Origin of the sequence: Oleidesulfovibrio sp. (assembly GCF_047973035.1) — a bacterium.
GTDB lineage: Bacteria > Desulfobacterota > Desulfovibrionia > Desulfovibrionales > Desulfovibrionaceae > Oleidesulfovibrio.
Genome location: NZ_JBKEBF010000017.1, coordinates 34,447 through 49,213 on the forward strand (window position 1 = coordinate 34,447; position 14,767 = coordinate 49,213).

The window sequence follows — 14,767 nt, forward strand, 5'->3', positions numbered from 1 at the left end:
CTGACCATATCAGCTGTGTTTAGCAGACAGCAGGAGCGTTACCACCCGGAAGCCTGCAGTAAAAAGCCAGCGTACTTCCTCATGAATTATTATAACCGGCAATATGGTGGAATGTAGAGACTAAGCCGTTTCCGGTAATGTTGCGGCTTTTTGCTTGTGCCGGTTCAAGAGTAAGTCGATTGCGGGGAATATGACTTGTGGTGCATTCTCAATACGGAATAAATGGCCTTGCAGACTGAGCCTCCGTTCATCGCTGCGGTAACGTATCATATCAGTAAGAGATGCTGTTCCATGAGTGAATACCCCCGAAAATTGTATGTTGAAGTGACAACACGGTGCAACCTGCGTTGCGCCATGTGTGTGAAGCAGGCAGAAGGCTGCTGTATTGAAGAGACGGATATGGAAATGTCCGTGTTTGATTCGTTGCTGCCTGCGCTGGAATATGCCGATGCACTGGTGTTGAACGGAATAGGCGAGCCGCTGCTGCATGCAGGTATTGCCGATATGGTGCGCAAGGCAAAAGCGATGATGCCTGCCTCAGCAAAAGTCGGCTTTCAGTCCAACGGGCTTTTGTTGACCTCGGCTCTGGCGGAAGAATTGCTCTCGTCGGGGCTTGATACGATTTGCTTTTCGGTGGATTCGCTTGCATCGGCTGCTTTGGAGGTTCTCCACGGCGGCGGGCACACGCAGACTTTGGTTGAAACGTTGCGACATTGCCGCGCTGCTGCCGACCGGTGCGGAAGAAGCCAGAACAGCGAGAATCCATTTGAAATTGGCATTGAGTTTGTGCTGATGCGGGATAATGCCCGCGAGCTGCCGCAGGTTGTCCGGTGGTCGGCGCAGCAGGGGGCGGCCTATTGTATTGTTACGCATGTGTTGCCGTATGATGCCGCCACACAGCGTCAGTCGCTTTTTGTGGCGGATACTAAAGAGGCTTTGGAATTTTTCAGCGAATGGAAACAGAAAGCAGCAGATTCAGGCCTTGATCTGGCTGGATATTATGCTCTTTTCAGAAAATTCAGCCGTACACCGGAAGAACAGCGCCTTGTAGATTTTGTTGCTGACATGCAGCTTGCTGCATCGGAAGCAGGTATTTCGTTGCATCTTGAACGTCTGATTGAAAATCATCTGCAGGATGATGCTTCCTTGCAACTCAGGTCGGATACGGAGGTTGTTTTTGCCGCGGCAGAAGAGGAAGCCCGTCGAGAGGGCATTCGCCTTGTTCTTCCGACTCTGCAGGCTTTGCTTCACAGACAGTGCGAGTTCGTGGACGAGGATGGTGTTTTTGTTACTGCCGATGGTGGTGTGCACCCGTGCTATTTTTTATGGCATCGTTATGCATGCCATCTGGATGGTCAGAAAAAGCAGATCTATCCGCGCACGTTCGGCAATCTGGCGGAGCAGTCCATGTATACCATCTGGAACAGTACTGCTTACAAGCAGTTTCGCGATGACGTGCTGCGGTATGAGTATCCTGACTGCAGCAACTGCACGTTGGTGCCCTGCGATGATATTACGGGAGAACTGGGAGAGTTTGAAATGGATTGCCACGGAGAAACGGTTCCGTGCGGCCATTGTCCGTGGTGTCTGGGCGGAGTGCAATGCCTGAGGCTGTAGCTGCGTAAAATGAAATGAAAAAGCCCCCGAACGGGGGCTTTTTTGTATGTGAAGGAAGGAAGAAAGTTACATTACAGAGCGAAGGATACGGAGTAGGGCTCGTCTGCGTTGTTATGCATGGGGCCGGACTGCATGGTTCCGTAACCGCCGTTACGAGCACCTTTACCGTTGTTCATGCAGGCTACCAGTTCGCCTTTACCGGCCTTGTTGTCGGCGCTCTGCATCATGCCTTTCATGCCTTTTTTACCCATTTTGCCTTTCATGCCCATCATCATGCAGCCTTTCTTGCCGCCGGAAATAAACTTTCCGTGCTGCAGGGGGATGCTGATGCCAAGCTCTTTTTCGAGCTTTTCATTCATGCTGATGCGCTCTTTATCCAGCTTGGTGCGCAGTTCTGCAATGGAGTCTGCAAGGGGTCCGAAAAGCTCGGGTGCTGCGTTGGGGTTCATGCGCAGTGCGTCGAGTTCTGCCGAGCGTGCCCAGAGCTGCTCACGAAGACCGGTTGTGTCTTTGTAAGCCTTCTTTACGATAACATCGTACTTCTTCTGCTGTTCTTCATTCAGCTGAAGCTTGTGCCCCATGCCCATCATGTGGCCTTTGCCCATTTTGTGGTTCATGCCGTTTTCCATGTTATGTTCAACCTGATGGTTCATCTGATTGTGATTCATCTGGTTGTGGTCTGCTGCAGGCTGAGTAGCAGCGGAAGCAGCGCCGGCAGCGCCGAGAGTAAGAACAAGAGCAAAAGCGGTTACGTTACGACGAAAGTTTTTCACGGTAGTCTCCTGATTGTGAAATGAATTTTGATGTTGTGTTACTCATATAGCAACCGGCGTGCCAAACTTTTAACATTCTATTAATATTGAATTAATTTTTTACTGCTCAGTTTTTACATTCTTTTGTGTATGTTTTTTATACAGTGTTGATTTTTGTGGGGTGTATAAAAAATTGTCACTGAATGATTTTTATACACCTTGAAAAAAGTCGCTCGGGCAGGTGAAAGTTTTTCCGCCCCGAAGCCTGCCTGACAGGGCGGCTATGGTAGTAGTATTAGACTTTGCAGGGCAAATGCCGTATGAAATTCTGTTCAACGCGCCGCGGCCGGTTATGCTGTGGCTGCGTGTATTGAACGATACTTCAAGTCCACACAGGAGGCGTGCCGCCACCAAGCGGCCACCGACATATGGCTAAGCAGTCAAAGATACGAAATTTCAGTATTATTGCTCATATTGACCATGGCAAATCCACTCTTGCCGACCGCATTCTGGACGTTACCGGACTGGTGACGGAACGCGATAAGCGCGACCAGTACCTGGACAGGATGGAACTGGAGCGTGAGCGCGGCATTACCATTAAAGCGCAGGCCGTGCGCATTCCGTACACCTCTGCAGATGGCACCGAATATACTCTTAACCTTATCGACACCCCAGGCCACGTGGACTTCAGTTACGAAGTGTCACGCTCGCTTGCCGCGTGTGAAGGTGCTCTGCTGGTAGTAGACGCTACTCAGGGTGTGGAAGCACAGACGCTTGCCAACGTTTTTCTGGCGCTGGACCATGATCATGAGATCATTCCTGTGCTGAATAAGATCGACCTGCCCAGTGCGGAAATCGACAGGGTGAAGGCGGAAATTGAAGACGGCATCGGGCTGGACGCCTCTGACGCTGTGGAAGTAAGCGCCAAGACCGGCCTTAATGTGGACAAGGTGCTTGAGGCCGTGGTTGAACGCCTGCCCGCACCGGAAGGCGACCCCGAAGCTCCGCTTAAGGCGCTTATTTTTGACTCATGGTACGATTCGTATCAGGGCGTTGTTGTTATGTTCCGCGTTATGGACGGCACCATCAAAAAAGGTGACAGCGTCATCATGATGGCTACCGGCAGAAAGTATGAAGTAACACGCGTCGGTGTTTTTTCGCCTGAGGCAAAAGACATCTCCCGTCTTTCCGCAGGTGACGTCGGATTTTTGTGCGCAGCTATCAAGGAACTGGGCGATGCGAAAGTGGGCGATACCATTACCCATGCAGCGCGTCCGGCAGACACGCCTGTTCCCGGCTTTAAAGAAGTCAAACCCATGGTGTTCTGCGGGCTGTACCCCACAGACTCCAGCGAATACGAGCAGTTGAAGTTTGCTCTTGAAAAACTGCAACTCAACGATGCCGCGTTTTCCTTTGAAGCGGAAACTTCTCAGGCACTGGGCTTTGGTTACCGTTGCGGTTTCCTTGGGCTGCTGCATATGGAAATCGTGCAGGAACGGCTTGAGCGCGAATTTAATATCGGTCTTATCGCGACCGCACCGTCTGTTGTGTACAAAGTGACCACTGTAGACGGCGCGGAAAAGTATATCGATAACCCCGCAGCGTTGCCTGATCCCACAAAGATCGAAGCGCTGTATGAACCTTATGTACGCATGGAAATTCATGTGCCCAACGACTACGTGGGTAACGTGTTTAAACTGTGCGAGGAAAAGCCTGGCATTCAGAAGGATATGCGCTACCTTGCCGTAAACCGTGTAATCATAACGTACGAGCTGCCTTTTGCTGAAATCGTGTACGATTTCTTTGATAAGTTGAAATCGCTTACCCGCGGCTATGCTTCAATGGATTACGAAGTCATCGACTATCGTCTGTCCAATTTGGTCAAGCTGGATATGATGATCAACGGCGAGCCTGTTGACGCGCTGGCAACCATCGTGCACAGGGATAAAGCGTACTATCAGGGACGTGCCATCGCCTTGCGCCTTAAACGTACAATTCCTCGTCAGATGTTCGAGGTTGTCGTTCAGGCTGCCATCGGCAACAAGATTATCGCCCGCGAACGTAACGCCCCCTTGCGTAAGAACGTAACCGCCAAATGTTACGGCGGTGACATTACCCGTAAGCGTAAGCTGCTTGAAAAGCAGAAAGAGGGTAAAAAACGTATGAAGCGTATGGGCAACGTTGAACTGCCGCAGGAAGCATTCCTTGCTGCTTTGCAGGTGGACGACGAATAGACGCGTAGCGCAGGGCACAGCAACGTAACGATGCAAACAAAGCTCGGCGACGTGCGTGCCGCCGCGTAACGAAAAAGGAAAGACAATGTCGGAATTGAGGAAACACCCGTTCGTGGAGTTTTTGGAAGCAATTACAGTAGCGGTGGTACTGGCTCTTATTATTCGTACTTTTATTGTACAGGCCTACACCATTCCTTCCGGCTCCATGCTTGAAACCCTGCAGATAGGCGACTACCTGCTGGTAAACAAATTCAGCTACGGCGTTAAAGTTCCGTTTACCCACAATTATATCATGGAACGCTCGGGCCCCGAACACGACGATATTATCGTGTTTGAATACCCCGACAACCCTGATGTGGATTACATCAAGCGTGTCATCGGCGTGCCGGGTGACGTAATTGAAGTGCGCGATAAAAAGGTTTACCGCAACGGGCAAATGCTTGATGAACCGTATGTCATTCATAAGGACAGCGGGTTTGAGCTGCGGCGTGATAACTTCGGCCCTGTAACCGTGCCGGAAGACAGCTATTTCTGCATGGGTGATAACCGCGACCAGTCACAGGATTCGCGTTTATGGCGCAATACCTTTGTTAAAAAAGAAGCCATTCGCGGTAAGGCTCTGGTAATTTACTGGTCGATGGATGGTATTTCCAACATTCGCTGGGGACGCATCGGCTCGCTTGTGCACTAATCGGTGCCTATCCGCTGCAACGCCTTTTTGGCATCAGCAATGCTGAACGTATACGCCTGCTCCGGTTTAACCGGAGCAGGTGTTTTTTTGTTGCCTGTGATTGGTGGACAGGAGGCACGGTATCGTACTGCTGGGGCGGGCTTGCTCAGTTAACAGGCAGATGCTGTGTCGTGAGAGGATAATGGAAAACTGCAGGCTGTTTTTGATTTACGACAAGCAGACAAGCTGTTGCAGCGACTTTTTCGGCAAAAAGCACCTTGGCCTTAGAACTTGGCAATATCATATTGTATACTGTCAACATTAAGCTTTTCCTTTTCCCTCAGTGTTTTTAAACACGCCAAGCGGATAGTGCGGAGCCCCATTCCCACGCGATGGCAGGCGTTAGCCCCAATTTGTGGAGTATATCGATAGAATTTCTATAAGGGCCAGACTGCGCAAACTACAGGGAATAGCATGGTGTTTTGTCTGAGGATAAGAGGTTAGGGGAGGGTAAGTACTAGCCTCCACAGCTGGCACAGCGCTGTTACACGCACTACCTTGAAATTGATTGGGGTGTCTGGTTTGCAGCTGCTTGGAATAAATAAAACAAGCCACCCGTGTTTAGAGCAGGGTGGCTTGTTTCGCTGTAATTAGTATGAAGGCGTGCCGGTAATTGCAGAACCTACCGGACTCCCTTGTTCACAAGGAATTTACTGTATTTTTTGTCCGTACCGTTGATGTGACCCGTCAGCCAGTTTTTGAGGAAGCGCATAACATCCATTGTTACGGTAACCTTGCCTTGTTTGAGATCATTTTCAAAGGCAAGGACCTTTTCAACAAACTTGCGGTGTTCCTGAATGTGCTCTTCTGTTGCCGGATAGCCGTGACGGTTGAACAGTTTTTCTTCGGTGTCAAAGTGGTTGACGGTGTAGTCTTTCAACTTACCCACGATGCCGACAAGGTGGCTTGTGCTCTTGCGCTGACGCATAGCTGCGTGAAGCTCGTTGATTAGGTTCACAAGGCCTTTATGCTGCGAGTCTATAGTTTCAATCTTAACCGAAAGGCTGTCAGACCATTCGAACAACTTGCCGTTTCCGTTGTCATTTTCACTGACCTGTTTTTTTCCGCTTCCGTTACTGGTTGTGGCAAGGTCGCGCAGAATACGGTCAAGTTCTTCTACCAGACCGGAGACTTCCATCAGGGCGTGGGCAGCTGCGCTCATGCCTTCTGCAGTTTCAGCGGAAACACGGGTAACATCGGATACCGCTTTGTTAATTTCTTCAGACGCTGCGGATTGTTCTTCCGAAGCCGCGGCAATGGACTCTACCTGTGTTGCGGTATCTTCAACCAGCAAGACGATTTCTTCCATGAACTTGCCGGATTCGCTTGCAGTGCGGGTGCTTGCTTCAAGGTCTGCCGCGGTCTGTTCCACTGCGGCAAGGTTTTCACGGGTATGGTCCTGAATAAGCTTTACACTGTCGCTCACCTCTTTGGTGGCGGTCATGGTTTTTTCTGCAAGTTTGCGTACTTCATCTGCAACCACGGCAAAGCCGCGGCCTGCATCGCCTGCACGGGCTGCTTCGATTGCAGCGTTCAAGGCCAGCAGGTTCGTCTGGTCTGCGATGTCATTAATGGTAACAATAATGTTGCCGATGCTTTCCGCCTGCGTGCCTAACTGGCTCATGGTGTCCTTAAGCTTCAGGAATCGTTTTTCAATTACCTGAATGGATGCTACCGCGCTTTGTACACCCTGCGCTCCGGTCTGGGCGTTTTCCTTTGAACGCGAAGCACTTTGCGCGGCGTCCGCAGCGTTGCGGGCTACTTCGTACACCGTGCCATTCATTTCTTCCATGGCGGTGGCAGTTTCCATCATGCGATCACGCTGGATGTCGACGTTGGCGTTTACCTGCTCAATGCGGGTTGAAAGTTCTTCCATGGCTGCGTACACGTTTTCAGAAAAGCCTTGTGCTTTGCTGCTGGCGCCGTTGACTGCGTTCAGAAGCGTTTTTGCCTGCTCCTGATGCTCACGGGCTTCTTTAAGAGCCACGCCGGTGTTTGCAGCATGTTCACTGGCTTCCCGCTGGCTGTCGCGGGCTTCCTGCATTGTCTGCTTGAGCCCTTCCACCATGGTGGTCATGTCGTCTTTCAGGGCAGCCAGTTCACCGATGTATGTACCCTGCGCCTGTGCGTTCATGTTGCCGTTGGTGATTTCACGTGCGTAAGCCCGCAGTCTGTCGAGCGGCGCAAGCAGAGATTTTCTGCTTGATACAACTGTCAGCACCAGTAGAACGGCAATAAGGATGGTGCCCGTTGTCTGCACTACGAGCAGTGTGAAAGTTTTTTGTTCAGCTTCTTTTTGCAGGGCAAACACAAAGTCGTTCAGGGCGCTGCGCAGCTTCGGCGTGTTAGCCAGCAGCTTGGGCAAAGCTTCCGCATCTCCCTGCAGAACCCGCTCTACCAATCCTTTATTTCCCAACCACAATTGGTCTGCCTTTCGCAGCAGCGCAAGTGACTCTGCTGATGGTGTCGACAGCGCCACTGAAGGGCCGGAAGTGTTTAAGGTAAGGGGGGCCATGCCTCTGCCGGACAGGGCTTTTTGTGTAGCTTCAAAAGCCGCAATGGCTTTTGTAAGCAGTTGTCTGGATTCTGCATCCGGCGTGCCGGTTTGTTCTCCCAGTGCAACTGCCACGGTGCGGCCGGAGATGAGTTCTGCCAGCATGCGCTGTCTGCCGGCAAGGTTAATGGAGACACCGTCAGATTCCTGCGTATCGATAACATACAGGTTGGTGGCAAACATAATCGCTGCCAGCGCAAGGACGGAAAATAACGATGATAAAAGTCTCGTACGTATGGTCATTGTTTCCTCATGGTGAGGGGAATTGGCAGGTAAGACAGAACAGTCATTCTTTGCCCCCCGAAAAAGAACGACCGTATTATATTTTGGTAATTCTTCTCATTTAGCATCGATGGCGACTAAAGGCAATGAGTGCACAACTTTCATTTGTGATGGTGCTGGCCCTTGTGTTTACTTTTGATCACTACCTGTTAGGCAGGGGCGTTGTGCGTTTCATGTCTTGATAACTGATTATAATATTTTGCTTTGTTGTGCATAAGAAAAAAATACGCCAAAAACGGACTGCTTCATCCGGCGGCAGAGCCCCGGCTGAGTCTTTTATCCTTACTAAAACAGCAAACATGGTGAAAAATGAATTAGAATTTTTGCGGATACTGCACCTGTCCGCCTTTTATTCCCCCAGCGTTATCGCAGGTAAAAATTGAGTACATCAAAATATGCCGTGTGCGGTTGACCATGCACCTGAAGCATCTTAGCTATTGTTATCGTATTGACCTGTCCATAGAAAAGCAGGATTGTTCCTGCGATTCAGTCAGGTTTCCAGTTGTGATTCTGCGTCGTTTGCTGTGAACTACGCATGTTTTGTGAGTGAGCCGGATGTCTGTACGACATGAAAAAATTACCCGCTTCGGCGGGGTGCTGCTTCTGCTTTACCTGCTGCCCCTGCTTGCAGGAAGCGGTTTTGTTGCAGCCACTCACTGTCAGGAACGTTCACAGCAAAGCGCTCTTGTTTCCGGCTTGTTGCAGCAGCAAGTTGTATTTGCCGTTACTGCAAAGCCGCAGAGCAGCCCGGATTATTTCGCAGACCTGCATAGTTGGTTGCTTCCTTCTGTCGTATCGGTAGCAGGGCATGATAACTTAAGGGTTTTCATTCCTTTATCTGCACGGGAAAATAGTGCCCCGTGTCCTTTTCTTTCTTTTAGCCCGGTCAGGGCTCCGCCTTCCTTGTTCAACTCTTGATCTAACGATTCACATGGCTGCCCGGGTGCTTAAGCTGCCTGTGGTTTTTCTATGCCCGTTGAATAAAGGAGACGTCATGAAAAGCGACGTGCAATCTGCTGCTCTTAACCAGAAAAAAGCAGCGGCGGGACCTGCTGTGCCTGCAGAACCTGATCCTGCCAATTTGTATGAACCCCGTACATATTCCACCAGACAGCTGCTTGTAATGGCGGTAAAGTTTGCGGCAGTAGCTGCAGTGTTTTTTGCCGTAATTGCAATAAGCGAGCTGCATCTTTTGGCTAATTAGCTTCATGGGCCGGATGGGTGTAACCTATCCGGCCTTGCTTTCAGGAGGCTTCAACAGGAAAGGAGCATTTGGAGTAGGGAGCTTTCCTTATTAATGTTACAGTGGCCGTGATGGCGGGATATTTGTTGCGACCTTGCTATCTATCGGAAAGAGCATGCAAAATGTATCTGCTACTGTTGAATGCACTTTGCTTTCGCGCACCTGCCGGATTGCGCATCTTTCTCTTGCCGTTTTATGCCTCTTGTTGCCGATGACTGCATTAGTAAGGCGATAGGCTGCCTATTTTCCTACTCGTCGCAGAACATGGAAAGCTCAAACCCTGACCAACTGCGCTGACTATGCCCTCGGGTAAAGAGCGTTTTGCCCGTATTGTTGTTGCCTCTCCTTTCGTGTACAGATGAACGCTCTATGGTTACAGGGTGTTGCTGCTATTTGTATTTCGGGGAGGAGTCATGCTGGCTGGAGTCGCGTGCGGAGCGTTGCAAGGGGTGGATGCCTGTCGTGTTGATCTTGAAATTGATCTGGCGCGGCAGGGCATGCCTTCATTTTCCATTGTCGGGCTGGCAGAAGGGGCTGTTCGCGAAGCCAAAGAGCGCGTTTTTGCGGCATTGCGCAATACGGGGCACAAGCTGCCCCCCTCGCGGATTACCGTAAACCTTGCACCGGCATCGTTGCGAAAAGGTGGAAGCGGGTATGACCTGCCTCTTGCATTGGGGCTTTTAGTGGCGGCGGGAGTGATACCGCAGCAGCGCCTAAACGGATTGTTTGTTGCCGGTGAGCTTTCGCTGACAGGCGAGATTAAACCTGTTCCGGGCGTTCTGCCGCTTGCTCTGCTGGCCAAGGCTTCGGGTGCGCATGGCGTGCTGGTGCCAAAAGGCAACGCGGCTGAAGCTGCTGTTGTCGCAGGGCTGGACGTATGGGGCATGGCGTCGCTGGGGGAGGCTGTAGCTTTTGTTGCCGGTAAATCCGATCCGTGCCCGCATCCGTGCACAGCGCATGATCTTTGGACGCAGGCGGACCACTGGCATATCGATTTTGCCGAGGTCAAAGGGCAGGAGCATGCAAAGCGCGCCATAGAGATAGCCGCCGCAGGCGCACATAATATGCTGATGATCGGTCCTCCCGGCAGCGGAAAGACCATGCTTGCTCAGCGTATTTCTACCGTGCTGCCTCCATTATCCTTTGACGAAGCGCTGGAAGTGACCAAAGTCTACTCTGTTACCGGCCAGCTTGGCGAAGATAATTCATTGGTTACACAGCGCCCTTTTCGTACGCCGCACCACACTATCTCAGATCCCGGACTGGTAGGGGGCGGTGCTCATCCCAGACCTGGAGAAGTTTCACTTGCTCACAGAGGGGTGCTTTTTCTGGATGAGCTGCCGGAGTTTAAAAAAAGCGTCCTTGAGGTAATGCGGCAACCGTTGGAAGATGGCAACGTAACTATTTCGCGCGCTGCAATGTCGTTAAGTTACCCCGCGGATTTTATGCTGGTCGCAGCTATGAACCCTTGTCCATGCGGCTATCTTTCTGATGAACGGCATGTCTGTCATTGTACGGCTGCGCAGATTCAGCGTTATCGTTCCCGGCTGTCGGGCCCATTGCTTGACCGTATTGATTTGCATGTTGAGGTGGCGGCTGTTGCATATGATGATTTGCGAGCTGCCGGAAAGGGAGAAAACTCTGCAGCAATGCGCGAGCGGATTTTACGGGCAAGAGAAGTGCAGGCAGGACGGTACGCGGGTAGCCTTTGTCTGACCAATGCCGACCTTTCCGGTAAATGGCTGGAGGAATACTGCAGGCTGGGAGCGGCTGAACATGCGTTTCTGGAAAAAGCAGTAACAACGCTTGCGTTGTCTGCCAGAGCCTATACCCGAATTCTGCGCATAGCCCGCACCATTGCCGATCTTTCAGGGCAGAAAGATATCTCATGTGCCAATCTTGCAGAGGCGGTGAACTGCCGCACGCTGGACAGACAGACTTTGTAGCAGCTTAATCCTGCCTCAGTGGGCCGGTGTGAATTGTAAGTGCGTGACGGCATGCCAAGAATCTTATGCTATCACACAGCTTTGCGTCTTGTTGTCGCGTGTATCGTACTGCTTTTACTGGCGCCGCCGCATGGGTATTCTGCCGTTTTTCAGACTTTTTTATCTTTTACTTTACGGGGCGATTGACGTTCGACGTGATGCTGCACGCCGTCGTGTCGGCTCGGCAGGTTTTACGCGGCGCCATACAAGATAGCCGCTGGCATTCTGCCCGATACGATCGCTTACTCCAACTCCCAGATACCTAGTCCTAGGGCTTCGTCCTGCCTTTTCAATTCCCGCAGCATCTCGTTGTTTTCCGGCTGGTTCGGGCTGGGAAAAATTGTGCTGGCATGCCTGATGTATTTGCCCAGACTACTGGCGGCTTCCCGATCTGCTTTTTTCACCTGCACCAGAAATAGCAGGTAGTACGACGTGGTGGCAGGTTGGATGGATATGAGCTTACGGGCATATTGTTCTGCCCTGTGCGTGTTGCCGGCTGCAAGGTACGCCAGAATAAACGCGTGCAGCAGGGTGGGAATATCGGCAAAGCGCGTTTCTGCCAGCAGCAGGTACATAAGTGCGCAGTGAACATCTCCCTTCGCGAGTCGTTGCTGCACGGAATCTATAATCTCGAACAGCTCCATATCGTTTACGCGCTGCTGCGTAATCTTTGTCAGATCCGGCAGTGCTGAATCGTTCATTGCGCTGCGGACATGCGGGCTCTGCCTCATGGCTGCGTAGTCTTTTTCTGTGTGAGCACGTGATTGTGCGTAAAAGTCTTCCAGCTTGCGGCTGTGGCTCAAGTTAACGTTGTCAGCCCTTCCTTTTGCTTTTTTTTCTTCATAATCCTGCTGTGACTTAAAATGGTAGTGGTTCAGCTGTGCTTTTCGGACTGTGAAAGGCGCAAGGGCATTCATTACAGGGTTCTGATTTTCATCCACACAGTAGAGCCCTGCGACGTAGCTGAAGCAGTGGGGGTCGCGCGTGCCGTCTGTATAGCGGGGCTGGGTAATGCACTTTACGTGCATCCTTTCGACCGGCGAGTTTAGTGTTTCAAAATATCGTTCTGTAACCAGACCCTGCGGACGGGAAATATACCCGCCGGAACCGAACGGTACCCAGTGCACTGCAACGGCGGCATGGTCCCTGTATTCATCCAGAAACAAACGAACATCTTTGTGTTCTTTCAGCACCAGAAATTCGTCCAGATCAAAAAAGGCAAGCCATTTGAACTGGTGGCCGTGCTGTTGCAGGCATTGCCTGTAGGCAGGTAGCTGCATGCTTTTGCCTGCAATTTCATGTACGGTTACAAGGCCGTTTTTTACAAAACGCTTTAAGCTGCGGGTAAGCGGGATAGCACTCTGGTTATCAAACAAAATAAAATGTTCGAACCCCAGCAGGTGGTGGTAGAATATCCACTCTTCGAGGAAAGGATCTTCATCTTTAACTATGGCGCAAATGCCTGCGTAGTATGATTGCATGAAGCCTTCTCCGTGAAAGGTTGTGTTTTTACTAGGTATGCAGAGTGCCAATAGTAACAAGTATGGGTATGTTTTTTCAAGGTATTTGTCATTGATGTGTAGGCATGTCTGTTCTTTTTGATTTAAAATGAAGCATTTTGATACTGTAGATGTAGTATCGTTTCGTTCTGTTTTGAATCTTGGGAGCTAAAAAATGTTATGTCAGTTTACCGGAGACAAACAGTAAAAAACGGGAGGATCTCTCATGCAACACCACGAAATACCCGGGGCGCAAGCGCAGCCCATTGACAAGCTGCTGGCGCCATTCCGGCGTTTTTTCGCCATAGAGGCGTCCAGCGGTATCCTGCTGATGGCCACAACGGTGCTGGCGCTTGTATGGGCCAACTCCGGCCTTGCCGATTCGTACCATGCTTTGTGGGCGAATAAGGTTACTATCGGTTTTGGCGATTACGCGCTTTCTAAGGCGCTGATTCTGTGGATTAATGACGGTCTGATGGCAATATTCTTTTTTGTTGTCGGTCTTGAGATAAAACGTGAAATTCTGGCAGGTGAACTTGCATCACCACGACAGGCGGCACTGCCCATTGCTGCTGCCATCGGCGGTATGGTTGTGCCTGCCAGCATCTACCTGATGTTCAACGGCGGTACCGCGGCAGCTTCCGGCTGGGGTGTTCCCATGGCTACGGATATTGCCTTTGCGTTGGGCATTCTTTCCTTGCTAGGTGACAGAGTGCCGCTTAGCCTTAAGGTCTTCCTGACTGCAGTAGCAATTGTTGACGACCTTGGCGCTGTTCTGGTTATTGCACTGTTCTATACCGCGGATCTTTCGTTCAGCTTCCTGATGCTTGGTGCCGCTGCTTTTGCCGTTATGCTGCTGCTTAACTGGCTTGGCGTGCGCCGTATCACCCCGTACCTGCTGGTGGGTATTGTCCTGTGGTTTGCACTGCTCAAGTCCGGTGTGCATGCGACTATTGCCGGTGTGCTTGGCGCTATGGCTATTCCTGCCCGTGCGGCTCTTGCTCCTCAGGCTTTGCGTGGCACTGCCCGTCAGGCTTTGTCGGTCTTTGAAAATGCATTGCAGGGAGACAAGCCCGTGCTGGCCTGTGACGACAAGCAACATGCCATTCATCACGTAGAAATGATCGCCGAAAAGGCAGGCACCCCGCTGCAGCGTCTTGAACATGCACTGCATCCGTGGGTTGCGTGGTTCATCATGCCTGTGTTTGCTCTGGCAAACGCCGGTGTTACCGTTTCCGGTGAAATGGTAAGCATGCTGTTTGAACCTCTTTCGCTGGGCATTTTCTTCGGCCTGCTGCTTGGTAAGCAGGGCGGCGTAACCCTGGCGGTGTGGCTGCTGGTCAAGACCGGCATTGCCAAGTTGCCCAAGGGTATCGGTATAGGCATGTTCTACGCAATAGGCTGGCTTGCTGGTATAGGCTTCACCATGGCTATCTTTATTGCCACACTGGCATTCGAGAATCCCGCCCACGTTGAAGCCGCAAAGATGAGTATTCTTTGTGCCTCTTTTGTGGCCGGTCTTGGTGGTTACCTGCTTATGAAGGTTCTGTTGCGCGGCAGAGAGTCTTCCGAATCGTAATGTAGGATAGGTTGAATATGAAGGGCGCGTTATCGCGCCCTTTTTTTTGTATGCAGAAAACCCCCCGCTAGGCGGGGGGTTCCGTAAAGCTTAAAGCTATAGAGATATTAGTAAAACTCCTTTTGATTTGCTAACTAATCCCTGCGGTCTGGCAACTGCAGGTGGCAAATCAAAAGGAGGCCACAATGGGTGACACTAAGAGTTTAGCCCACACAAAATGGAACTGCAAATACCACGTAGTGTTTGCGCCAAAGTATCGGCGGCAAGTTTTTTACGGAGAGAAGAAGCGCGC

10 protein-coding genes are annotated in these 14,767 nt (G+C 51.1%); 7 read left to right on the plus strand and 3 right to left on the minus strand.

The annotated features are described in order from the left end of the window. The first annotated feature begins 291 nt into the window (after positions 1 to 291). Positions 292 to 1,617: a radical SAM/SPASM family putative metalloenzyme maturase gene (locus ACK5LI_RS04950; RefSeq protein ID WP_416946821.1), complete on the plus strand. Its 1,326-nt coding sequence runs from the start codon at positions 292 to 294 to the stop codon at positions 1,615 to 1,617. Between the two features lie 71 nt (positions 1,618 to 1,688). Here ACK5LI_RS04950 and ACK5LI_RS04955 read toward each other — a convergent pair whose 3' ends face one another. Beyond that, positions 1,689 to 2,390: a periplasmic heavy metal sensor gene (locus ACK5LI_RS04955; protein WP_416946823.1), complete on the minus strand. Its 702-nt coding sequence runs from the start codon at positions 2,388 to 2,390 to the stop codon at positions 1,689 to 1,691. Between the two features lie 407 nt (positions 2,391 to 2,797). On the opposite strand from ACK5LI_RS04955, the gene lepA reads away from it, so the two are divergent. Both lepA and lepB read left to right on the plus strand, forming a co-directional pair. Next, the gene (lepA, locus tag ACK5LI_RS04960; RefSeq protein ID WP_416946825.1) at positions 2,798 to 4,603 is read left to right on the plus strand and encodes a translation elongation factor 4; all 1,806 of its coding nucleotides are present in this window, start codon (positions 2,798 to 2,800) and stop codon (positions 4,601 to 4,603) included. 85 nt (positions 4,604 to 4,688) lie between these two features. Next, a complete protein-coding gene (gene lepB, locus ACK5LI_RS04965; protein WP_416946827.1) occupies positions 4,689 to 5,294 on the plus strand; it encodes a signal peptidase I in 606 nt (201 codons plus the stop codon). 661 nt (positions 5,295 to 5,955) lie between these two features. On the opposite strand, the gene ACK5LI_RS04970 is transcribed toward lepB, so the two are convergent. After that, entirely contained in the window at positions 5,956 to 8,130 is a 2,175-nt protein-coding gene (locus tag ACK5LI_RS04970; RefSeq protein WP_416946829.1) for a bacteriohemerythrin, read from the minus strand. 1,033 nt (positions 8,131 to 9,163) lie between these two features. Between ACK5LI_RS04970 and ACK5LI_RS04975 the strand changes: the two genes are divergently transcribed. Both ACK5LI_RS04975 and ACK5LI_RS04980 read left to right on the plus strand, forming a co-directional pair. Beyond that, entirely contained in the window at positions 9,164 to 9,373 is a 210-nt protein-coding gene (locus tag ACK5LI_RS04975; RefSeq protein ID WP_416946831.1) for a hypothetical protein, read from the plus strand. Positions 9,374 to 9,825: 452 nt separating this feature from the next. Then, entirely contained in the window at positions 9,826 to 11,358 is a 1,533-nt protein-coding gene (locus ACK5LI_RS04980) for a YifB family Mg chelatase-like AAA ATPase (protein WP_416946833.1), read from the plus strand. Between the two features lie 281 nt (positions 11,359 to 11,639). Here the strand turns inward: ACK5LI_RS04980 and ACK5LI_RS04985 are convergent, their stop codons facing one another. After that, entirely contained in the window at positions 11,640 to 12,878 is a 1,239-nt protein-coding gene (locus ACK5LI_RS04985) for a glycosyltransferase family 92 protein (RefSeq protein WP_416946835.1), read from the minus strand. 244 nt (positions 12,879 to 13,122) lie between these two features. Between ACK5LI_RS04985 and nhaA the strand changes: the two genes are divergently transcribed. Together nhaA and ACK5LI_RS04995 are read left to right on the plus strand one after the other, a co-directional pair. Further along, positions 13,123 to 14,475, plus strand: coding sequence for a Na+/H+ antiporter NhaA (nhaA, locus tag ACK5LI_RS04990; RefSeq protein WP_416946837.1), 1,353 nt, complete (start codon positions 13,123 to 13,125; stop codon positions 14,473 to 14,475). Positions 14,476 to 14,660: 185 nt separating this feature from the next. Beyond that, the coding region (locus ACK5LI_RS04995) for a transposase (protein ID WP_416945781.1) at positions 14,661 to 14,767 on the plus strand (107 nt) is incomplete at its 3' end.